The organism is Fervidicola ferrireducens (genome assembly GCF_001562425.1).
Classification (GTDB): domain Bacteria; phylum Bacillota; class Thermosediminibacteria; order Thermosediminibacterales; family Thermosediminibacteraceae; genus Fervidicola; species Fervidicola ferrireducens.
In genome coordinates this window covers 31,871-52,084 of record NZ_LOED01000009.1, presented here as the reverse complement: position 1 = coordinate 52,084, position 20,214 = coordinate 31,871, and the positions used below count along the sequence as shown (strand labels likewise).

Here is a 20,214-nt window from a genome sequence, read left to right as displayed (position 1 = left end):
CTTTTTTTGGAGGCGGCACCCAGATTCGAACTGGGGATAAAGGTTTTGCAGACCTCTGCCTTACCACTTGGCTATGCCGCCATTTAAATAAAAAATGGAGCGGAAGACGGGACTTGAACCCGCGACCCTCGCCTTGGCAAGGCGATGCTCTACCTCTGAGCCACTTCCGCACAAACTGGTGCCTTGGGGCGGAATCGAACCACCGACACGAGGATTTTCAGTCCTCTGCTCTACCGACTGAGCTACCAAGGCATGATTGATATGGCGACCCAGAAGGGACTCGAACCCTCGACCTCCAGCGTGACAGGCTGGCGTTCTAAACCAACTGAACTACTGGGCCGCATACCATTTTTGGTGGGCGAAACAGGGCTCGAACCTGTGACCCCGTGCTTGTAAGGCACGTGCTCTCCCAGCTGAGCTATCCGCCCTCGCGACAATTTTAAGTATACCCGATAATTAATTCGCTGTCAAAAACAATGAGATTTCTTTATAACTGTTTATTCGGTTTATCCATAAATTATCGCGTTTTTTCTTTGAATATCTGGTCAATATATCTGTCGTTCTTGTCTTTCCCGGCCTTCCGATTTCGATTAACTTTCTTTTTTATGCATATCTTCCCTGGCCTTGCGCATCAATTTCTTTACCATGTGCCCCCCTATTTTCCCCGTCTCTCTGGCGGTTAAGTTTTCCCATCCTCTTTTTTTAATGTCATCCTCCAGATTTAGTTCCCTCGCAACTTCAGCTTTCAATTTTTCAAGTTCTTTTTCTGATTTTTCTGCGGTCTTTTTATTTTTAGACATAGTTTCTCCCTCTTCTTTCCTTTCGTTTTTTATAAGTTTGCGCTAACGTTTTTATTTTTATGTATTTATTGCAAATGCTCTTTCAAGATGTCTTCGAGGGACTGTGCCAAAAATTCATTCTGTTCAGGTGTCCCCACGCTAAAACGCAACATATTTTCCACTTCTTTCCCTTCCGGCTTTCTTACAAGGATACCTTTTTCCAAGAGCTTTTGGTATACAAGGTCTCTTGGAACTTTGAATTTGCACAAGAGGAAGTTGGTACTGCTGGGGTACACCGTTATCCCAGGCAATTCTTTTAACTTGTTTTTTAATTCTTCCCTTGCCTTTATTATTTTCTTTTTTACCTCTTCCACCCAATCCATATGCTTTAAAACTTCAACTGCCGCTATCTGGGAAAAGAGATTTACGTTGTAAGGTGGCTTTACTTTATATAATTCTTCGATTATGTTTTCATCCGCCACCGCATAGCCGATTCGCAGACCTGCCAGGGAAAACACTTTAGAAAAAGTTCTAATTATGACCAAATTGGGAAATTGGGAAAGTCTTTTTATAAATGTCTTCCCGCCGAATTCAAAATATGCTTCATCTACGGCTACTATCCCGTTAAAATCTTTTATTAATTCAAATACATCGGGTTCCCTGAAGTAATCGCCGGTAGGGTTATTGGGATAACATATAAACATTACCTGGGGTGCATCCTTTTTAAACTGGCTTTTTATTTTCGGGACATCCAGCTTCCAACAGCAATCTGCGGAATCCTCTTCCAGCAGCAAGGGAACGCGAACTACTTTTGCACCGGATATTACAGAAAAGGTTTCGTAGCTTGGAAAAGAAGGAACGGGTATTATAACCTCCCTTCCCGGTCCGGCAAAAGCCAAAACTATATCGTATATAATCTCATCCGCTCCACTGCCTACAAATATCTTTTCCGGTTGTATTCCAAGATATCCCGACAGCGCTTCTCTCAGTTCATCACAGTTCGGGTCGTAATAATAGTTAAAGCTTTCTTTCCTAACCCGGTCAAAAATGGACTCCTTCAAATCTTCCGGCAGGTCGTAAGGGCTTTCATTAGCATGAAGCCTTATTGCTTCTTTTACTTTAGCAGGTTTATATGGAAGAAGGTTTACAAGGTCTTCTCTTTTATACTTCGTCATATCGTTATGTACCCCCATTCATACTTTAAATTAATAAAAACTATAACATGAGTTACGAAAAAAAGTCAACGAAATTGAGTAAAATAATTGATAGCAATGGAGAGTTTTGATATAATTGACCTTACCAAAAAACATTTTCCACGAAAGGAAGTGCTACATCTTGAAGGAAAAAATTGAAGAAGTTCTAAATAAGATACGCCCCTCCCTGCAGGCGGACGGCGGCGATGTGGAATTAGTGGATGTAGACGAAGAAAAGGGTATCGTTAAAGTAAGACTCACCGGAAGTTGCTTTGGTTGCCCGTTTTCAACCATGACTCTTAAAAACGGGATCGAACAGGTTTTAAAAGAGGAAGTGCCCGGAGTAAAAGAGGTACAAGCAGTTTAAAAAATAATTCATGATACCGCACCGCTTTTTAAGTTCGAACTTAAAAAGCGGTGTTTTGTTTTAACCAGCTTGACATTCTAGTTAATATGGAGTATATTATTTACAGAAAACCAACTAAAACGATAGGAATTAAGGGGCGAATCAAATTGAAACTCACGACTAAAGGCCGTTATGGTCTTACTGCCATGTTTGATTTAGCTGTCAATTACGGGAAAGGGCCTATTCCTTTGAAAAGCATCGCCGACAGGCAGAATATTTCAGAACATTATTTAGAGCAGCTCATAATGATTTTGAGAAAGGCGGGACTGGTAAAAAGCATCCGCGGCGCTCAAGGCGGCTATATGCTGGCCAAAAAACCTTCAGAAATAACGGTAGGCGATGTTTTAAGGGCCCTTGAAGGGCCGATTGGGCTTGTTGATTGCGTTCTGGAACAGGACCCGGTAGAATGTGACAAAGCAGAAACCTGCATAATGCGGCTAGTGTGGGAAAAAATAAGAGACAGTATAATTCAGGCGGTGGATTCGATAACGCTTCAGGACATGTGCGACGAAGCAGAAAAACGCAAGACCTCATCGGAAAGCTATATGTATTATATTTAGTTTACAAGAATAAAATTTCATTTTATCAAAAAAAAGGAGATGAACTTATGAAAAGAGTTTATATGGACCATGCCGGTACTACTCCGGTAAGGCGAGAAGTCTTAGAAGCAATGCTACCTTATTTTACGGAAAGATTCGGTAACGCCTCGACCATATATTCTTACGGCCGTGAAGCAAAGTCAGCCATAGAAGAGGCCCGCGAAAAAGTCGCCCACCTCATAGGAGCTGACCCACGAGAAGTATTTTTCACCGCAGGAGGTACCGAATCGGACAACTGGGCAATAAGGGGCATCGCCCATGCAAATAAGGAAAAGGGAAAACACATCATCACAAGCTCCATAGAACACCATGCAGTACTTCACACTTGCGAGGATTTGGAAAAAGAAGGTTTCAAGGTGACATATCTCCCCGTAGACAAATACGGTCTGGTAAAAGTCGAAGACGTAATAAATGCTATCACCGATGAAACAATTTTAGTCACCATAATGCACGCCAACAACGAAATAGGGACTATAGAGCCTATTGCAGAGATCGGGAAAGCACTTAAAAAGCTCGACAGAAAAATATACTTCCACACCGATGCCGTGCAGACTGTGGGGAAAATCCCGGTCAACGTCGATGAACTAGGGGTAGACCTTTTAAGCATTTCAGCTCATAAAATTTACGGCCCTAAAGGCGTCGGCGCTTTATATATCAGAAAAGGCACCAAAATTAAACCTTTCATGACCGGAGGTGCGCAGGAAAATAAAAGACGCGCAGGAACGGAAAACGTCCCGGGTATCGTCGGATTTGGCAAAGCAGCGGAATTGGCTGAAAAAGAACTTATGGAACAATATGAAAAGTTGTCTTATCTCAGAGATAAACTGATTAAAGGCATAATGGAAAGAATACCGCACGTAATTTTAAACGGGCATCCCACTCAGAGGCTGCCTCACAATGTAAACGTATGTTTCAAATATATAGAAGGTGAGTCCCTGCTCCTTAATCTGGATATGAAGGGTATTTGTGCGTCTAGCGGCTCTGCGTGCACCTCGGGTTCTCTCGAACCCTCACACGTGCTTTTAGCGATAGGGCTACCTCATGAAATCGCCCATGGTTCTTTAAGGCTCACTTTAGGAAGGGATAATACGGAAGAAGACGTAGACTACGTGCTTGAAGTGCTTCCCGGCATAGTGGAAAAACTGCGCAGCATGTCTCCGCTTTTCCCGTCAAAAGGAGGTAACTGAAAATGTACAGCGAAAAAGTGATGGAACATTTTACGAATCCCAGAAATGTGGGAGAAATCCCGGATGCGGATGGAATCGGAGAAGTTGGAAACCCGGTGTGCGGGGATCTAATGAAGATATATATAAAAGTTAAAGACAACGTGATCGAAGACATTAAATTTAAGACTTTCGGATGCGGAGCCGCCATAGCCACCAGTAGCATGGTTACCGAAATGGTAAAGGGAAAGACTATAGATGAAGCTTTAAAGGTCACGAACAAAGCGGTGGCCGAGGCTTTGGGCGGATTACCCCCAGTGAAAATGCATTGTTCAAATCTCGCTGCCGATGCTCTGCACGCTGCCATAGAAGATTACAAGAGAAAAAAGGAGAGGAAAGATGTCGCTGAACAAAAATAGAGTGGTGGTTGCCATGAGCGGTGGAGTTGACAGCTCCACCTGCGCTTATTTATTGAAGGAACAAGGCTACGAAGTTATAGGTATCACGATGCAAATCTGGCAGGACCCTTCCGAAGAATACGTATACCGGGAAGGGGGCTGTTGTTCCATCGGCGCCGTATATGATGCGCGTAAAGTAGCTGAAAAGCTAAAAATTCCTTATTACGTGCTGAATTTCAAGGAGTTATTCAACGAAAAGGTAATTGACTACTTTGTGGACGAATACCTGGTAGGAAGGACTCCAAATCCCTGCATAGCTTGCAATAAATACATTAAGTTCGAAGCCCTTTTAAAAAAGGCGATGGAAATCGATGCTTATTATCTAGCCACAGGCCATTACGCCAGAATAGAATACGACGGCGAATCCGGGAGGTACCTTTTAAAGAAGGGAAGGGATAAAACCAAGGATCAATCTTACGCCCTCTACAACTTGACTCAGGAGCAGCTTGAACATCTGCTGCTACCTTTAGGAGAATTCACAAAGAGTCAGATTAGAGAAATCGCCCGTAAAGCCGGTTTGCCCGTGGCGGAAAAGCCCGACAGCCAGGAAATCTGCTTCGTTAATACGAATTACAAAGACTTTCTCAAAGAAAGGGCGGTTGAGCGGATAAAGCCGGGACCAATTTTGGATACGAGCGGAAAAGTTTTGGGCCAGCATGAAGGAATTGCCTTTTACACCATCGGTCAGAGGCGGGGATTGGGTATTTCTGCGGGAAGACCGCTCTACGTAGTCAACATTGACCCGGAAAAAAATGCAATAATTGTAGGTGAGGAAAAGGACCTTTTTACCAAAGAATTTCAAGCGGAAAAAATCAATTGGATAGCTTTCGATTCGCTCACTCAAAAAATTAGGGCTTACGCAAAAATACGTTACAACTTTGAAGAAAAACCGGCCGAAATTCATCCTTTAGAGTCCGGCAACATAAAGGTCGTTTTCGACGAACCGCAAAAATCGGTAACGCCAGGACAGTCGGTGGTTTTTTATGACGGTGATTTGGTCTTAGGCGGTGGAATAATAGCTAAAAAGGGAGAATAACGGCAAAAGCTAAATTTTTACGTCAATATGATTGCTGCTTTTTTTAAAGGGTTTTTCCCTTTTTTTATTTTTTTCATCCTTTCTCCTTTCTTTTTCTGAAGTCACCTCAATTTTTTCCGATTTAGTGGGCGAATTTACTTTTCGCTTTTCTATTTCCTGCTGTTTTTGAAACTGCACGCCTAGCATGGTTTGAACCACTTTGCCGGATTCCTGCAGATTCTGATGTTCTTTTGCCACTTCCAAAGTCTTCGGAATAATTACCTGCATGTCAACGGGCCGCAAGGCCTTCACCTTCTTTCATACGGTCTTGACTTTATCTGACCTTCGTGATTGTAAAAGGTTACGTGTTCGTATTTGTCTTTTAGCCTCATGTTTGCATTGCCTATAACGATGTTCACGCCCGGGAAAACCGTATCGCTGGCAGAAATCTTAGCAAGCGTCATAGTCTCAATCAGCAGCGCCAGCCTTTCTTTTTCTTCTTCCAAAGCTTTCTTTTTTTCCAATAGTTCAGCTTCCGACTCCCTAAGCCTTTTTATCATATCGGTTCTTTCTGGGACTTCTATTCCTTTATTTACCTGCTTTGCTATAATGTCCAACGCAGTTTTGATTTTGGCTAAATTGCTTTCCACACTTTCAAGTTCGTGGTTTATTTCGTACAATCTTCTTTTGTATTCGGGGTTTACCCCCACCTCCACTATAGTCACGGTCGCCATCGGCGAACCTATCACGTTCGCCCTTATCTCCTTGCCTGCCCTTGCGCTGCCGCCTACCAAAAGGCCTTTTTTTCCTTTTACTTCTATTTTGTTTCCTGCCGAAACTAAGCTGTGCATTATTGCTTCATTCACTATTACATCTTTTCCGGCTTCTAAAGTGCAGTTTTCTGCAAACTTTGCCACAATGTCGCCGGCGGCTTTGACCATCCCTTTCCCCATGCCTCGTATACCCCGTTTTAAAAAAACCTTTCCGCCTGATATGAGCTCGGCCGCTTCTACATAACCTTCTACTTCTATATCTCCTTCCGCTTTAATTTTGTATCCGCTCTTTATATTTCCGTAAACTTTGACGCTTCCAACAAAATTTATATCCCCTGTCGACGGCCCCACATCCCCCTTTATTTCCATTACGGGAAGCACGCTTATTCTTTCTCCGTCAATTACCGGATGTCCATCGATGGCTGAATAGAAATATTTCCCGTCATCCGATAAAAAAACGTTTTTCCCCTGCCGCAATCTGACATTCTTGCCGTCCTTTGCCGGCAATATTTTCCCCGTCACCGTCTTTCCCGGCAAGCCCTTTTCCGGGGGAATTATTTCTGCCAGCAACTGCCCTTCCTTAACATTGGTAATAAATCCTAGGTCGTGAAAATCTACCCTTCCATCTTCGGTGATCTTCGGTTTTAATTCCTTGTAAATTTCTACGTGATACACAATTTCCCCATCCTTACCTTCTTTCGGCTCTATTCCCCTTGCTATTTCGACGGGAGTATTGTAGATGCCCTTTTTCAGCATTTCATTTATCTTGTCCGTATCTATTCCGAACACAACTCCTCTTTTATTCAGCTCTTTTAAAACATCATCGAGGCTGAGGTTTGTTCTACCCCCGGAAGATGAAATTAAAGTAAGGGTTGCACTCATTTCATCTTCCGAAATCTCAACGTTGATAAAACAGTAGCGTTCGAAATTGTTTTTATTTTCGGAATAGCTCAGTTCCATTAAATCACCCCCTTAACTAATTTCTAAAATAAGCTTTCTTCCTGCTCAGGCTTCCCCTCAGTCTCATTATGGCTTTTGTATGGAGCTGAGACACCCGCGCCGGCGAAAGATTTAAAACCGCCGAGATTTCTTTTAAGTTCAATCCCTCGTAGTAGTAAAGGGCGATAACAAGTTTTTCTTTACTCGGAAGTTTTTCTATCGCATCCCCCAACAATCTTTTCAATTCCTCTTTCTCCACATAACGTTCCGGTCTTTCATCTTCCTCGGCCACTACTGACAAAACCTCTTCAAGAGAAACTAAATTAGTTGCAGCCAATTCTCTATAGGTTTGTTGCAGTTCGTCCATGGTAATATTTAACTTCCTGCAGATGTCCTCATCCTTGACGTTTCCCTCTAATTCTTGTTCTAACTCGGAATAAGCTTGTTGCAAAATCTTTGCTTTTTCCATAGCCTTTTGGGGTATCCAATTCAACTTTCTCAGTTCATCGAGCATAGCTCCTTTAATTCTCATATAAGCAAACGTTTCAAACTTTACTCCCTTTTCTACATCGTATCGGTCAATAGCTTGCAGCAGGCCTATTACTCCAGCACTTACAAGGTCATCATAGTCCACCGATGGCGGCAAATTTATGGCCAGCCGGGCTGCTATATGTTTCACCAGAGGAACGTATATTTTTACAATCTTTTCTTTTATTGCAGAATCGCCTTTTGTCTTATATTCGATCAATAGATTTTCCGCCCTGACTGCCTCCTGCACCCGACCACCTCAAATCATCATAGTATTTTTATTCCGTGCCCTATAGTCTTTACGGTCAATTCTCCTGTCTCGCAACAAAATTCAATGGTTCTTCCGTAATTGCCTTCTACATCTTCGGCAATCAAATCTATATTCAATTGATTTAATTTCTTCCTTACTGCCTCCACATTTCTTTTTCCTATCATCATTACGCTGTTTTCTGACTTCAACTGGAACATCTGCGCTCCTCCCGCTATTTTTGCGACTAGTTTTTTGGTGTTAGCCCCCTTGTCCCTCAGCTCCGCTATAAGATAATCTATGGCCGTATCGGCAAATTTGCCGGGATTAAAGTCTCTTTTGCCGGTCAAGCTGCTATCGGGAAGCATGATATGAGCCAAACCGCCTATCTTCTTCGCACCATCGTATAACGCCACTCCTACGCACGAACCCAGCCCAAAAGACACGAGCAATGCTGGTGCTTTGGCTGTCTTATATTCTCCCATCCCCACTCGAATTATTTCCATCAGAAGCCCTCACTCCAATAGTGTTTAAAAGTACTTTAAATGCATTATCATCATCGGGTATAAGGAAAAAGTGAACCTTTATATCGTCCAAACCTTCTTCAAATTCAGTTTCCAACAAAAAAGCCGTATCTCCTATGTAGCCGTAAAGGCTCAGAGGAACACTGAGTATGGCACCGGCCATGTCAATGGCAAGGCACGGCACCGAAACCCGCAAAGATAACCGCGTAAAATCTGCAAGGGCCGCTACGAAAGCACTGGCAATTATATTTCCCATTTCTTTCAACGCGGACTCTTCTAAAGCTGTCAAATCCAATTCCGTTTTTTCTTGCCGCAGCATTATCTTTAGCAGATTTAACGTATCGGCCGGCTGCATGATGAATAAAATGTTAAAAGCAAGCTCGCCTTCGATTCTAAAGAAAATTCCCGTGACCATGTTTTCTGGTCCGCCGACTAACCTTGACACTTCGTCAAAGGGCAAGACCTTGACCTCCGGAATTCTCATTTCAACCCTTTTAGACAGAAGCATCGATAAAGCCGTCGCCGCATTTCCCGCACCTATATTGCCTATTTCTTTAAGGGCATCCAATTCTATCTCTTTGAACATATTTTTAACCTCACATTGCGGCCCGCGTCTCTGCCTCGCCGGGCCTCAATATTTTTTCAAGATTAAGTATTATGAGCAACCTGTCGCCTATTTTCCCTACTCCTTCCAAAAAATCGGAACTTATGTTTCCCGCCACCGACGGAGGCGGTTCGATGGAATCCTGTGGCAATTGAACAACTTCAGTGGCAGAATCCACTATCATTCCCACCGTCAAATCATCCAGCATGACTATAATGATTCTTGTATCGGCGGTAACTTCACCGGAAGCAAGGCCGAATCTTTTTTTCAGGTCTATTACCGGAATGATTTCGCCCCTCAGGTTTATGACTCCTTCTACAAAGTCCGGTGCTTTCGGAACTCTGGTTATAGGCATCATTCGCTCAATCGTATTTACCTGCATGATGTCCACGCCGTATTCTTCCTGTCCCAGTTTGAAAACGACGAATTGGCGAATTTCTTCCATCAAAGATTCCCCCTTCTTTTTTATATCAATGCATTTATATCCAAAATCAGAGCAACCTGGCCGTTCCCCAAAATGGTAGCTCCCGCAATGAATTTTATGTTTTTCAAGAAATTCCCCAGGGATTTAATCACTATCTCTTGTTCTCCCAAGAGGTTATCAACGATCAACCCCACTTCTTTATCGCCTTTTTTAACTATCACCACCGTCAGGGTTTCCTCGTCGGATTCACCGGCTGAAATGTCAAGTATTTGGTGAAGTCTCAGTATCGGAATCACGTTTCCCCTCAGTAAAATCACTTCGTTGTTCTGAACCTTCCTCAATTCCTCTTTTTGAAGAATTACTATTTCCTTAATTGAGTTTAACGGAATGGCGTATTTTTCTTTACCCAACTCTACCATTAAGGCCTGTATTATGGCGAGGGTCAACGGCAGCCTTATCAAAAATGTGGTACCTTCATTCTTTCTTGTCTTTACTTCTACCGAACCGCCCAGTGATTCGATCTTCGTTTTTACAACATCCAAACCCACTCCTCTTCCGGAGATATCGGTGACTTTCTCTTTCGTGCTGAATCCTGGTTCAAAAAGGAAATTCAATATTTCATTTTCTTTCAATTTTTTTCCCTGGACCTTATCCACCAGATTTAAATTTTGAGCTTTTTCCAAAACTTTCTCCAAATCTACGCCGCATCCGTCGTCGGACACTTCTATTACCACGTTATTGCCGTCGTGATATGCCTTGAGTTTCAACGTGCCTTCTTGGGGCTTTCCTTTTTTTACCCTTTCCTCTGGAGTTTCTATGCCGTGGTCCATCGCGTTTCTTACAAGGTGTATCAGTGGGTCTCCAATTTCGTCGATTATCGTCCTGTCAAGTTCGGTTTCCGCCCCTTCTATGATGAGATTAACCTGTTTTTTCAATTCTTTTGAAAGGTCCCTGACGACCCTGGGAAAGCGGTTGAACACGTTCTCTATGGGTACCATCCTCACTTTCATGACCGCATCGTGAAGGCTTGAAGTTATCCTTGCTAGGTATTCCAAAGCTTCCCGCCTTTTTTGCACATGTTCGTGAGACTTATCCTGTTCTTCCAGGCGGGTTTTTATTATTATAAGTTCGCTGACCAAATTCATAAGGTTATCCAAACGCTCTATGTCTACCCTGAGCGTCTTTGCGGTGTTTTTTATTTTGTTTTTATCACCGGTTTTATCGGCCGCAGGGGCGCTTTGCTTTGAGTCAGAAGATTCGCTTTCTCCTGTTTTATTCGCTACGGTGCTCATCTTTATTTCTTTTACGGTGACGCTTTTAATCTCCGACACGGAATTTACGGCATCCAAAATTTCCTTTTCCAATTTTGACGTAACCAAATATATGTAAAATTCATTTTCGAATTTTTCGTCTTCGATATCCTGAACATTAGGCCTAGTTTTAATAATGTCGCCCAAATTTTCCAGAGCCTTGAACACCAAAAATGCCCTGGCTGACTTCAGAAGGCAGTCATCGTTTAGTTTTACCAGTATTTCCCATATCTTTAAACCTTTTTTTAAAGCTTCTTCCATTACCCGGAGTTCGAATTCATTGAAAGACCCCTCAACTTCGTCAGAAGATTGCTTTGAGGGTAATCCACTTTCCCCTTCCAGCAACCTTCGTAATTTGTCAACGACAGGGTTGATATTTACCGGTCCTTCGTTCCCCTCGATGGAAATTTTATCTAACATCTTTTGAATTAAATCTACGCATTCCAACAGCACATCCACAACAGAGCTCGTCACTGGAAATTTGCCGCTTCTTATCTCGTGCAGCAGGTTTTCCATCTCATGAGTCAATTCGGATATCTTGTTGAACCCCATCGTCCCGGCCATGCCTTTTAGCGTATGGGCAGACCTGAAAATCTCTTCTACCACCTCATGACTGGGGTTCTTTTCTAGATTTAACAGATTGCTGTTCAGATTTTCGATGTGTTCCGTTGCTTCCTCCAGAAAGACGTTTAGGTAACGGCTATCCATTCCCTTTAACCTCCCATGATGAAGACTTCTTTTTTATATATAGCCTTTCTGACGCAGCTTTCTTTGTTCTGCTAAAACGAATTTTATTATGTCGTCCCTTTGCTGGTCGTCTATCTCTATAAATTGAACTCCGATATTATACTGATGGACATGCCTCAACTGGTCCTTTTCTATCCTTACGACCCTTGCCTTCACATCTACTTCTTTAGAATCAAGGGGCAATCTTATTTCAATCAAATCACCTTTTTCAAGTTGCTTACCGAAATAAATCAAAGCTCCACTTGCGCTGAGGTCTATCAGAAAAGCTTTCAACCAATTATCCGTATCCAAAGGTCTTATCTTAACCCTTCGCATCACCTGCACCCTGAAGTAGTTCCTGCGCTGATTTTTTTCCGGCTGTCCGAGAAGCACCACACCTATGACAGGAATGGGAGCGTATTTTTTTTCTACAACTTTCGCTTTGACGAAATAAAAACTGTTGTTTTTTGCAAAATAAATTTTGATGGTTTCTTCGGATTCCAGGAAAAAGATCTTTCCTTCGATAAAAGGCATCCCCAAAAAAAATCTGTCGCCCTCGAAATCCTCCACTTTAGTCGGCAATAATATCTTTTGTTTGTCTCTTTCCACCTCTATTTCTACCCTCATGCCAATTTCCAAAACCGAGTTGCTCATGAGCTTCCCCCGTCCTTACTTCAGCATAAAGGATAGCAATTTTTTTAGCCAACCGCCGACAGTTTGAATGTCCGATTCAATGTACGTTTCTTCTGCTAGAAGTTTTCTTGCTATATTGGTCATGCATTTAGATGACAGGCTGTCCGGGTATTTGAGAAAAAACGGAACCTGTTCCATGTTGGCTCTGAATACGGCCTTGTCCTCCAGTATGAATCCAAGATAATTCAAGGAAGTATTCAAAAATTTTTCCGAGGCGTTAATCAATTTTTGAGCGGTCGTTTCGGCAACCTTGTAGTTATCTACTTTATTTACTACGATGTGGATTCTTCCAACATCATCGTGAACCAACTTTATGACCGCATACGCATCGGCCAAGGCGGTATGTTCCGGAGTGGTAATTACGATTACCTCTTCCGATGCTCTAACGAAATTTATTACATTCTTCGAAATCCCGGCACTGGTATCTATTACCATAAAATCTACAGGCACATCGATGCTGCTGAAGGCTTTAATCAAAATACCAATTTCGCTCTCAGATAAATTCGCTAAACTGTAAAGTCCTGAAGCTCCCGGTATAATCCTTATTCCCGCCGGGCCGTGCATTATAATGTCACTTATCGATTTTTGTCCGTTTAATACGTGAAACAAGTTGAACTCCGGCGTCATGCCAATTAGAAGGTCAACGTTGGCCAGTCCCAAATCTGCATCCACGAGGAGAACGTTCTTTCCCATTTTTTGCAAGGCTATCGACACGTTAACTGCAAAATTGGTTTTCCCTACTCCTCCCTTTCCGCTAGTTACCGCAATAACCCGAACAGAATTGGGCATTTTCAATCGAGAGTGTTTTTTTTCCAAATTTCGCAATTTACTTGCCTGGTCGTTCATCAACTGCATCCCCCTAAGATAAGGTCTGCAATCTTCGAACCGGATGCTACTTCTATGTCGTCCGGTACGTTTTGCCCCGCAGTGAGGTAAGAGGGACTGCAATTGCTAAAAATGATGGCGTTTAATATCAATCCGTAGCTGTTAGTCTCGTCCAGTTTTGTAAACACAAGTTTTTGGTAGTTGAGTTCCTTGTAACTTTCGAGAATGTCGTATACATCCTTTGCCTTTGTGGTAACACTTATCACCATATGGATTTCCGTCGGCTTTACCATCTCGATTAAACTTTTAATTCTCTTAATTTGCATTTTATTTCGAGGGCTTGTACCCATAGTGTCTACCAAAACAAGTTCGCAGTCGGAAAGTTTCTTCATAACCCTAGAAGCATCCGCAGGCTCAAATATTACTTCTACAGGAATTTCAAGTAAGTCACCGTAGGTCTTCAATTGTTCTACAGCACCAACTCTATATGTATCCGCCGCCACAAGACCTACCTTTTTACCCATATTTAAACTGTACACCGCCGCTAATTTTGCTATAGTCGTGGTCTTCCCCACCCCTGTCGGACCTATAAAAACCACTTTGCTCGGCTTATCCTCTGTGAAATTTATGGGCTCGGTTACCTTAATCATCGTCGCTATTTGATTTTTTAGACAAGTTATCACCGCGCTTTTATCCAATCCATCTTCTGCAACTTGCGATTTCAACCCATCGATCAGTTTATCTATTAGACTTTGCTCTAGTTCAGCAGATGACAATTCTTTATATACTTCGTCTAAAGGGGGCGGTAAATCTCCTAAAGATTTCCTGTATATCTCTCTTGCAGACAGGCTTTTAAGCAAATCCTTTACCTCGTTAATCTCGTTTTTTATGTCCTCCAGTTCGCGACTATTTTCGCGAACAGGCATTTCGTAACTGATAGGTTTCAATTGGGGCTTTGGCGCCTGGACAATGTCACTTGCCGCTATAACCTCCACCTTTGGTTTTGAAAAAAAACCCAGTATACCGCCTTTTTTAATTTGCCTGGTCTGCAGAATTATTGCATCCTTCCCAAGTTCGCTTTTCACCTTATAAAGAGCTTCCTGGATATTGTCCGCCACGTAGGTCTTTATCCTCATCTACAATTTCACCGTCCCCACAGACCTTATCTCAATATTCGGGTCGATTTCCCCGTAAGACAGAACAGGAATATTAGGCAGACTGTTTTCGATTATCTTTTTAAAATGCCTTCTTACAAGAGGACTGGTCAGAACCACCGGTTGAATCCCGAGCCTTGCCGCTTGATTTATTTTTTCAATCAGAGAACTTATTACCTTTTGCACCACGTCGGGTTCGATAGAAATGTAAGTTCCGTTTTCAGTCTGTGATATTGAATTCAATATGTATTCTTCTAGGTCCCTGTCCAAAGTTATCACATTAGCCTTTTTGTCCGGGAAAAAGCGGGAGGTTATTAGCCTCTTTAACCTCTGTCTTACGTATTCCGTAAGAAGTTCGGTATCTTTCGTGAGGCTCGAATAATCGCCTAACGCTTCAAGTATTGTAACCATATCCCTTATTGGAACGTTTTCCCTCAATAGATTGGAAAGTACCTTTTGAATTTCTCCCAAAGTCAAAACCTTCGGCACCAGTTCTTCTACAAGGGATGGGTACTGTTCCTTTAAACTGTCAAGAATATTTTTGACATCCTGCCTTCCGATTAGCTCATGGGCGTACGCTTTTATTACTTCAGTCAAATGGGTAGCTAATACTGAAGCGGAATCCACCACGGTATATCCCAGCATTTCCGCCTTCTCTTTTTTCTCGGTAGTTATCCATTTAGCAGGTAGACCAAAAGCAGGTTCTCTAGTTTCAATGCCCTCAACCTCTATCGGACCACCTGAGGGGTTCATTACCAGATAGTGGTCTACCTTAAGTTCTCCCCTTGCCGCTTCTACCCCCTTGATTTTTATCACGTATTCGTTGGGCCTCAATTGGATGTTGTCTCTCAGCCGCACCATCGGCACTATCATACCAAGGTCCAATGCGCACTGTCGCCTTATCATGATAACCCTATCAAGCAAGTCTCCCCCCTGATTGACATCGGCCAGGGGAATTATGTTGTAGCCGAATTCCACTTCGATTGGGTCAACCTGAAGAAGCGAGAGCAAGTTTTCAGGTTTTCTCATTTCTTCCAATTCTTTCTCATGCTTCATTTCTTGCTCTTTTATCCTCTCTTTTTCCGATATCCTCTGGACGGAAAAGCCTATATAACCGAGTACACCTGCCAGTATCAAAAAGGGCAGGTGGGGCAGACCCGGCACCAATGCAAAAAAAGCAAGTAAACCTGAAGCCATAAAAAGGACCCTGGGATAGTAAAGAAGCTGCTTTATAAGCCCTTCACCCAGATTGCCTTCACTTGCGGCTTTTGTCACAACAATGCCGGTTGCGGTGGATACAAGAAGTGCCGGTATTTGACTCACGAGCCCGTCGCCTACTGTTAGAAGAGCGTAGCGATTCAGCGCGGTAACGGCGTCGAGTCCCTGAAATACTATACCCGTAATCAAGCCGCCGATGATGTTTATAACGGTAATTATGATGCCGGCTATTGCATCACCCTTGACAAACTTGCTGGCACCATCCATGGCTCCGTAGAAATCGGCTTCTTTCTGAATGTTCATTCTTCGTTCTCTAGCTTCAGCTTCCGTTATCAGGCCTGAATTGAGGTCGGCATCGATGCTCATCTGCTTACCGGGCATTGCATCAAGGGTAAATCTTGCGGCCACCTCGGCGACCCTTTCAGCACCGCGCGTAATTACTATGAACTGGATTACGACGATTATAAGGAAAATGATAAAACCAACCAAAACGTTTCCCCTGATTACAAAATTGCCGAATGATTCGATGACCCTCCCGGCATATCCGTTTAAAAGGATCAACCTGGTCGAAGATACGTTAAGGGCCAGCCTGAAAAGCGTCGCGATTAGCAATAGCGTCGGGAACGTCGAAAAATTGAGGGGTTTTTCTACATTCATGGCCACTAAAAGAATTATAAGGGAAAAGGTTATGTTGAACGAAAGTAAAATATCGAGTAAACTCGAAGGAAGTGGTATGATCATCATAACGACGACAACTACGGCCAAAATAGCAACAGCCATATCATAGGACTTCAACCGCTCACCCTCTTTCCTTTCAAACTGTATACATAAGCCAGTATCTCTGCAACGGCATTGTATAATTCTTCAGGGATTGTTTCTCCCACTTCCACCGATTTATACAGTGTTTGGGCAAGGGGCTTGTTTTCTACAATCGGAATGTCTCCCTCTTCTGCCATCTCTTTTATCCTTTCAGCAACTAATCCCGTTCCCTTCGCAAGTACTACAGGCGCCTCATGAATCGACGCATCGTATCCCAAAGCGACGGCTATGTGGGTGGGATTTGTGATTACTACGTCGGCTTTTTTTACATCCTGTATCATTCGCCTCCGCAATATCTGCCGCTGGGCCTGACGTATCCTGGACTTAATTTGGGGATTACCTTCCACTTCCTTAAATTCTTCTTTGATATCTTCTTTTGACATCATGAGGCTTTTTTCGTATTCATACCACTGGTAAGCATAATCGAAAACTGAAAAAACGAGTAATGCTACGCCTGCCTTTAACCCTACTTTAAAAATCAAATTTAAAAAGTAACCTATCGATTCTCCCAAGCTCATATCCAACATAAAAACCGCAGTATCTTTTAATTCATTAAAGGCACCGTAGAATACATAGATGATCAGGGTTAATTTCATTACCGACTTTACAAATTCAATCAGACCTTTTTTAGAAAATATCCTTTTAAAACCTTCAACAGGGCTTATTCTTTCGAGTTTTGGGGAGAGTGGTTCCAAGCTAAACACAAAACCAACCTGTGCCAAGTTGGCTACTATGCCCGTTAAAACCGTGCCCATACCAATTGGAACAACGAGTTTGATAAAAAGCACTGTTGAAGAATATAACACTTCACAAATGTCGTCGAAGGAAAAGTCCTTCTTTAAAAAATTTTCTATGAGAACATGCTTCAAATAGGAAGCTGTATTTTCAAGAAGGTAACTGCCGTAAACTTTTATTGTAACCAACCCTGCTAAAAGCACCAGCGTTGAAACGAGCTCCCGACTCGAAAAAACCTGACCCCGCTCTCTGGCTTTTTGCCTTCTCCGGGGAGTCGCCCTTTCCGTCTTTTCTTGTGCAAAAAGTTGCAGGTTCATGGCTTTTTCGTCATTCCCTGAAGTATTAACTCCAACATTTCGTAACTGCCGTTGAATAAAACATCCAAAGCTGTCACAAACGTGGGAAGTATTATGATTAAGAAAAATACCCCTATGACTATCTTAAACGGCAGTCCAACTATGAACACGTTCATTTGAGGCACGGTCCTTGCCATTATGCCCAGAGCAAAATCCGCAAGAAATGTGGCGGAAATAAGCGGAAGGCTCATTTTAACACCCGCTTCAAACATAGCATAAAAACTTTCCAAAATACCGTAAAGCAGATTCTGCGTTAAAACCGGTTCCCCAGGAGGCAATACTTCAAAACTTCTAATCAGTGTGCCCAACAATACATGATGGCCGTTGATGTTCAGAAATATAAGAATCGTAAGTATGTAAAAGAAATTTCCCAGAATCGGCACCTGCGTATTGATTTGCGGGTCTAGAACGCTGACTATGCCAAATCCCATTTCGAAATCTATAATTTCACCCAAAATATATACTGCCGAAAACATTAAAAACACCACAAATCCCATCAAAAAGCCCACGGCTGCTTCTTTTACAAAAAGAGCCACCGTTTCCCAAAGAGAACCTTGAAATGCAACTTTGTTTACAACGGGATATATTAATGAGGTTACAAGAGCTGCCAATCCTGCCCGCGCCTGAAACGGAAATTCCCGCCGGCCGAAAAAAGGTGCGGTGGCAAAAAAACCAAAAATTCTTGTGAAAACCAGCAAAAAAGTGGTTATTTGTGCTTCCATTTTTCTCCCGCCGTTTTAATAAATGAAGTGAGGAATGTCCCGAATCAATGTTTCAGTAAAATTGACCATAATTCCGAGCATCCAAGGACCGAAGAAGAGAAGGACCGCAACAACCGCCAATATCTTCGGTACGAAGTTAAGTGACTGTTCTTGAATTTGCGTCGTCGCCTGAAAAATGCTAATCAAAAGCCCTACCGCCATCCCGATACCCAAAATGGGTGCTGAAACCAGCAGCAATACGCTCAGCGCTTCCCTCGCCAGGTAAATCACCGTGTCCTGCGTCATGACTATTTCTCACCTCAATTGAAACTCGACAAAAGCGAGCCTATTACGAGATTCCAGCCATCCACCATCACAAAGAGCAATATTTTGAACGGAAGAGAAATCATTACAGGCGGTAACATCAACATGCCCATCGACATAAGTGTACTTGCCACAACCATATCTATGACGAGAAAGGGAATGAAAATCATAAAGCCCATTTGAAATGCTGTCTTCAATTCGCTGATAATAAAAGCGGGAATCAATACATATGTAGGGACGTCATCCAAAGTTTTTACCTGATCTTGCATCTTAGCGTAGTGCAAGAACAGCGCCAAATCTTTTTCCCGGGTCTGCCTGAACATAAAATCCCTTAAGGGTTTTTGCGCCTCCTCGAAGGCCTCCTGAAAACTTATTTCTTCCCTCAGATAAGGTTGAAGGGCATTTTTGTTTATATCGGAAAAGACAGGGGCCATTACAAAATAAGTTATAAAAAGCGCCAATCCTATGAGAACCTGGCTCGGCGGAACCTGTTGAAGACCCAGGCTGTTTCGTACAAACGAAAGAACGATAATTACCCTTATGAATGAAGTCATCATTATGAGGATGGAAGGCGCAAGGGACAATACGGTGAGAGCTGCAATTATTTGCAGGGTCAGTGCCGTTTCTTCAGGGGTATTGGCCGTCCTTACAAAGTCGAAAAATGGTATTGGAGCTTCGGGCGCAGCAAATGCTTTTACGGGATTGAAAAATATAATTCCCAATAATATGGCCGAACACCAAAAATTTATCATCCTTCTATTCTTCTTCATGATTTGTCATCACCGTCTTTTGTACCGGGAAGACTTTTAAATTTCTTGAGGAAATATTCCAGCTGCATACCAAAATTTCTGCTTAGGTTGCCCGACTTTTCGGCTTCCTCTATTAATTCGGCCGTCTTTTCATCCAGCTCCCCTATCATATCTATTCCCTTATCCGATACCCCCAGGAGTTTCACGCCTGCCGGAGATTTTACTATGTATATGCGGTTTTTCGAATCAAAATAGAGCACGTCCAATACTTCCATATACTTGCTCTTCCAACCCGACGGCTTAGCATACTTTGCCATCCATCGCAAGGCCAAAATTGCCAATGCACATACCAGTGCTACCGAGCCAATGTAGATTGCAAAACTCATAAAGCTTTTTTCATAAAAGCTCGTTCGATTTTCTCTGCCGGACTGTTCGAAGTTGTAATTTTGCAGATTTTTTATGTCTATTGACGGAACTTCACCGTTGTCGGCCAGCACCTTTGAATTACCAATGAATGAAAAAAGCACGATTAGAACTATTACGGTATATGAGAAAATTTTTGGTTTCATACCTTTACCTTCTTCACGAAAGTGCTTTTTTAACAGCCTCTACCACCCTATCGGGCTGGAAGGGTTTCACGATGAAATCCCTTGCTCCGGCCTGTATGGCATCTATGACCATAGCCTGCTGCCCCATTGCCGAACACATGATTATCTTTGCGTCAGGGTCTATCGCTTTTATTCTCCTTACTGCCTCAATTCCATCCATTTCCGGCATCGTTATGTCCATCACCACGAGGCTGGGCTTCAACGCTTTGTACTTCTCCACGGCCACGGCGCCGTTTTCGGCCTCCCCCACCACTTCAAACCCATTTTTGGTGAGAATGTCTTTTATCATCATCCTCATGAAGGCTGCATCATCTACAATCAAAATTCCCGCCATTTTGACTTCC

General features: G+C 42.8%; 24 protein-coding genes and 5 tRNA genes. 5 read left to right on the top strand and 24 right to left on the bottom strand.

Annotated features, from left to right (window positions below):
* Positions 1 to 7: 7 nt before the first annotated feature.
* From AN618_RS05060 to hisC, 7 genes are all read right to left on the bottom strand, one after another.
* Positions 8 to 81 (bottom strand) — tRNA-Cys (locus AN618_RS05060).
* Between the two features lie 14 nt (positions 82 to 95).
* A tRNA-Gly gene (locus AN618_RS05055) sits at positions 96 to 170 on the bottom strand.
* Between the two features lie 6 nt (positions 171 to 176).
* Positions 177 to 252, bottom strand: a tRNA-Phe gene (locus tag AN618_RS05050).
* Between the two features lie 10 nt (positions 253 to 262).
* Positions 263 to 340 (bottom strand) — tRNA-Asp (locus AN618_RS05045).
* 12 nt (positions 341 to 352) lie between these two features.
* Positions 353 to 428 (bottom strand) — tRNA-Val (locus AN618_RS05040).
* A gap of 162 nt (positions 429 to 590) precedes the next feature.
* Entirely contained in the window at positions 591 to 800 is a 210-nt protein-coding gene (locus tag AN618_RS05035; protein WP_066352825.1) for an alpha/beta-type small acid-soluble spore protein, read from the bottom strand.
* 65 nt (positions 801 to 865) lie between these two features.
* Positions 866 to 1,954: a histidinol-phosphate transaminase gene (gene hisC / locus AN618_RS05030; protein ID WP_083515054.1), complete on the bottom strand. Its 1,089-nt coding sequence runs from the start codon at positions 1,952 to 1,954 to the stop codon at positions 866 to 868.
* A gap of 160 nt (positions 1,955 to 2,114) precedes the next feature.
* Here hisC and AN618_RS05025 point away from each other — a divergent pair, with 160 nt between their 5' ends.
* The 5 genes from AN618_RS05025 to mnmA all read left to right on the top strand — a co-directional run bounded on the left by AN618_RS05025 (position 2,115) and on the right by mnmA (position 5,634).
* Entirely contained in the window at positions 2,115 to 2,339 is a 225-nt protein-coding gene (locus tag AN618_RS05025; protein WP_066352871.1) for a NifU family protein, read from the top strand.
* Between the two features lie 146 nt (positions 2,340 to 2,485).
* Positions 2,486 to 2,938, top strand: a complete 453-nt coding sequence (locus AN618_RS05020) for an RrF2 family transcriptional regulator (protein WP_066352820.1) — start codon at positions 2,486 to 2,488, stop codon at positions 2,936 to 2,938.
* Between the two features lie 47 nt (positions 2,939 to 2,985).
* Entirely contained in the window at positions 2,986 to 4,164 is a 1,179-nt protein-coding gene (nifS, locus tag AN618_RS05015; RefSeq protein ID WP_066352818.1) for a cysteine desulfurase NifS, read from the top strand.
* Positions 4,165 to 4,166: 2 nt separating this feature from the next.
* A complete protein-coding gene (nifU, locus tag AN618_RS05010) occupies positions 4,167 to 4,559 on the top strand; it encodes a Fe-S cluster assembly scaffold protein NifU (protein ID WP_066352817.1) in 393 nt (130 codons plus the stop codon).
* The gene (mnmA, locus tag AN618_RS05005; RefSeq protein WP_187694881.1) at positions 4,546 to 5,634 is read left to right on the top strand and encodes a tRNA 2-thiouridine(34) synthase MnmA; all 1,089 of its coding nucleotides are present in this window, start codon (positions 4,546 to 4,548) and stop codon (positions 5,632 to 5,634) included. Before nifU ends, mnmA begins: the two co-directional genes overlap by 14 nt.
* Positions 5,635 to 5,643: 9 nt before the next feature.
* Here the strand turns inward: mnmA and AN618_RS05000 are convergent, their stop codons facing one another.
* The 17 genes from AN618_RS05000 to AN618_RS04920 are packed head-to-tail and all read right to left on the bottom strand — an operon-like array spanning position 5,644 to position 20,204.
* Positions 5,644 to 5,916, bottom strand: a complete 273-nt coding sequence (locus tag AN618_RS05000; RefSeq protein WP_066352812.1) for a hypothetical protein — start codon at positions 5,914 to 5,916, stop codon at positions 5,644 to 5,646.
* Between the two features lie 5 nt (positions 5,917 to 5,921).
* Entirely contained in the window at positions 5,922 to 7,346 is a 1,425-nt protein-coding gene (locus AN618_RS04995; RefSeq protein ID WP_066352811.1) for a flagellar assembly protein A, read from the bottom strand.
* A 16-nt stretch (positions 7,347 to 7,362) separates the two neighbouring features.
* Positions 7,363 to 8,103: a sigma-70 family RNA polymerase sigma factor gene (locus AN618_RS04990; RefSeq protein WP_066352809.1), complete on the bottom strand. Its 741-nt coding sequence runs from the start codon at positions 8,101 to 8,103 to the stop codon at positions 7,363 to 7,365.
* Between the two features lie 17 nt (positions 8,104 to 8,120).
* Positions 8,121 to 8,606, bottom strand: a complete 486-nt coding sequence (locus tag AN618_RS04985; protein WP_066352806.1) for a chemotaxis protein CheD — start codon at positions 8,604 to 8,606, stop codon at positions 8,121 to 8,123.
* Positions 8,572 to 9,210, bottom strand: a complete 639-nt coding sequence (locus AN618_RS04980) for a chemotaxis protein CheC (RefSeq protein WP_066352804.1) — start codon at positions 9,208 to 9,210, stop codon at positions 8,572 to 8,574. Before AN618_RS04980 ends, AN618_RS04985 begins: the two co-directional genes overlap by 35 nt.
* Before the next feature lie 10 nt (positions 9,211 to 9,220).
* Entirely contained in the window at positions 9,221 to 9,673 is a 453-nt protein-coding gene (locus tag AN618_RS04975; protein WP_066352802.1) for a chemotaxis protein CheW, read from the bottom strand.
* A 20-nt stretch (positions 9,674 to 9,693) separates the two neighbouring features.
* Positions 9,694 to 11,670 (bottom strand): chemotaxis protein CheA, encoded by a 1,977-nt coding sequence (locus AN618_RS04970; RefSeq protein WP_066352800.1) that lies wholly within the window; start codon positions 11,668 to 11,670, stop codon positions 9,694 to 9,696.
* A 33-nt stretch (positions 11,671 to 11,703) separates the two neighbouring features.
* Positions 11,704 to 12,342 carry a flagellar brake protein gene (locus AN618_RS04965; protein ID WP_066352799.1) on the bottom strand — a complete coding sequence of 213 codons (639 nt, stop codon included), beginning with the start codon at positions 12,340 to 12,342 and terminating at the stop codon, positions 11,704 to 11,706.
* 15 nt (positions 12,343 to 12,357) lie between these two features.
* The gene (locus AN618_RS04960) at positions 12,358 to 13,227 is read right to left on the bottom strand and encodes a MinD/ParA family protein (RefSeq protein ID WP_066352798.1); all 870 of its coding nucleotides are present in this window, start codon (positions 13,225 to 13,227) and stop codon (positions 12,358 to 12,360) included.
* Complete coding sequence (gene flhF, locus AN618_RS04955; protein ID WP_066352796.1) at positions 13,227 to 14,342, bottom strand: flagellar biosynthesis GTPase FlhF; 1,116 nt, start codon at positions 14,340 to 14,342, stop codon at positions 13,227 to 13,229. Before flhF ends, AN618_RS04960 begins: the two co-directional genes overlap by 1 nt.
* Positions 14,343 to 16,358, bottom strand: a complete 2,016-nt coding sequence (gene flhA / locus AN618_RS04950) for a flagellar biosynthesis protein FlhA (RefSeq protein WP_425402671.1) — start codon at positions 16,356 to 16,358, stop codon at positions 14,343 to 14,345.
* A gap of 11 nt (positions 16,359 to 16,369) precedes the next feature.
* Positions 16,370 to 17,449 carry a flagellar biosynthesis protein FlhB gene (gene flhB / locus AN618_RS04945; protein WP_066352794.1) on the bottom strand — a complete coding sequence of 360 codons (1,080 nt, stop codon included), beginning with the start codon at positions 17,447 to 17,449 and terminating at the stop codon, positions 16,370 to 16,372.
* Positions 17,446 to 18,210 carry a flagellar biosynthetic protein FliR gene (gene fliR, locus AN618_RS04940; protein WP_066352793.1) on the bottom strand — a complete coding sequence of 255 codons (765 nt, stop codon included), beginning with the start codon at positions 18,208 to 18,210 and terminating at the stop codon, positions 17,446 to 17,448. Before fliR ends, flhB begins: the two co-directional genes overlap by 4 nt.
* Before the next feature lie 15 nt (positions 18,211 to 18,225).
* Positions 18,226 to 18,495: a flagellar biosynthesis protein FliQ gene (gene fliQ, locus AN618_RS04935; RefSeq protein ID WP_066352790.1), complete on the bottom strand. Its 270-nt coding sequence runs from the start codon at positions 18,493 to 18,495 to the stop codon at positions 18,226 to 18,228.
* A gap of 14 nt (positions 18,496 to 18,509) precedes the next feature.
* Positions 18,510 to 19,283 (bottom strand): flagellar type III secretion system pore protein FliP, encoded by a 774-nt coding sequence (gene fliP, locus AN618_RS04930; RefSeq protein ID WP_066352787.1) that lies wholly within the window; start codon positions 19,281 to 19,283, stop codon positions 18,510 to 18,512.
* Complete coding sequence (locus AN618_RS04925) at positions 19,280 to 19,831, bottom strand: FliO/MopB family protein (RefSeq protein WP_066352785.1); 552 nt, start codon at positions 19,829 to 19,831, stop codon at positions 19,280 to 19,282. Before AN618_RS04925 ends, fliP begins: the two co-directional genes overlap by 4 nt.
* Positions 19,832 to 19,844: 13 nt before the next feature.
* On the bottom strand, positions 19,845 to 20,204 hold the full coding sequence (locus AN618_RS04920) for a response regulator (protein WP_066352778.1): 360 nt from the start codon (positions 20,202 to 20,204) through the stop codon (positions 19,845 to 19,847).
* Between the last annotated feature and the right edge of the window lie 10 nt (positions 20,205 to 20,214).

Excerpts from the sequence above, each read along its gene's own strand:
- AN618_RS05035 (WP_066352825.1), bottom strand. The coding sequence starts at position 800 with ATGTCTAAAAATAAAAAGACCGCAGAAAAATCAGAAAAAGAACTTGAA.
- hisC (WP_083515054.1), bottom strand. The coding sequence starts at position 1,954 with ATGACGAAGTATAAAAGAGAAGACCTTGTAAACCTTCTTCCATATAAA.
- nifS (WP_066352818.1), top strand. The coding sequence starts at position 2,986 with ATGAAAAGAGTTTATATGGACCATGCCGGTACTACTCCGGTAAGGCGA.
- nifU (WP_066352817.1), top strand. The coding sequence starts at position 4,167 with ATGTACAGCGAAAAAGTGATGGAACATTTTACGAATCCCAGAAATGTG.
- AN618_RS04995 (WP_066352811.1), bottom strand. The coding sequence starts at position 7,346 with ATGGAACTGAGCTATTCCGAAAATAAAAACAATTTCGAACGCTACTGT.
- AN618_RS04985 (WP_066352806.1), bottom strand. The coding sequence starts at position 8,606 with ATGGAAATAATTCGAGTGGGGATGGGAGAATATAAGACAGCCAAAGCA.
- AN618_RS04980 (WP_066352804.1), bottom strand. The coding sequence starts at position 9,210 with ATGTTCAAAGAGATAGAATTGGATGCCCTTAAAGAAATAGGCAATATA.
- AN618_RS04975 (WP_066352802.1), bottom strand. The coding sequence starts at position 9,673 with ATGGAAGAAATTCGCCAATTCGTCGTTTTCAAACTGGGACAGGAAGAA.
- AN618_RS04970 (WP_066352800.1), bottom strand. The coding sequence starts at position 11,670 with ATGGATAGCCGTTACCTAAACGTCTTTCTGGAGGAAGCAACGGAACAC.
- AN618_RS04965 (WP_066352799.1), bottom strand. The coding sequence starts at position 12,342 with ATGAGCAACTCGGTTTTGGAAATTGGCATGAGGGTAGAAATAGAGGTG.
- AN618_RS04960 (WP_066352798.1), bottom strand. The coding sequence starts at position 13,227 with ATGAACGACCAGGCAAGTAAATTGCGAAATTTGGAAAAAAAACACTCT.
- flhF (WP_066352796.1), bottom strand. The coding sequence starts at position 14,342 with ATGAGGATAAAGACCTACGTGGCGGACAATATCCAGGAAGCTCTTTAT.
- flhA (WP_425402671.1), bottom strand. The coding sequence starts at position 16,358 with ATGGCTGTTGCTATTTTGGCCGTAGTTGTCGTCGTTATGATGATCATA.
- flhB (WP_066352794.1), bottom strand. The coding sequence starts at position 17,449 with ATGAACCTGCAACTTTTTGCACAAGAAAAGACGGAAAGGGCGACTCCC.
- fliR (WP_066352793.1), bottom strand. The coding sequence starts at position 18,210 with ATGGAAGCACAAATAACCACTTTTTTGCTGGTTTTCACAAGAATTTTT.
- fliQ (WP_066352790.1), bottom strand. The coding sequence starts at position 18,495 with ATGACGCAGGACACGGTGATTTACCTGGCGAGGGAAGCGCTGAGCGTA.
- fliP (WP_066352787.1), bottom strand. The coding sequence starts at position 19,283 with ATGAAGAAGAATAGAAGGATGATAAATTTTTGGTGTTCGGCCATATTA.
- AN618_RS04925 (WP_066352785.1), bottom strand. The coding sequence starts at position 19,831 with ATGAAACCAAAAATTTTCTCATATACCGTAATAGTTCTAATCGTGCTT.
- AN618_RS04920 (WP_066352778.1), bottom strand. The coding sequence starts at position 20,204 with ATGGCGGGAATTTTGATTGTAGATGATGCAGCCTTCATGAGGATGATG.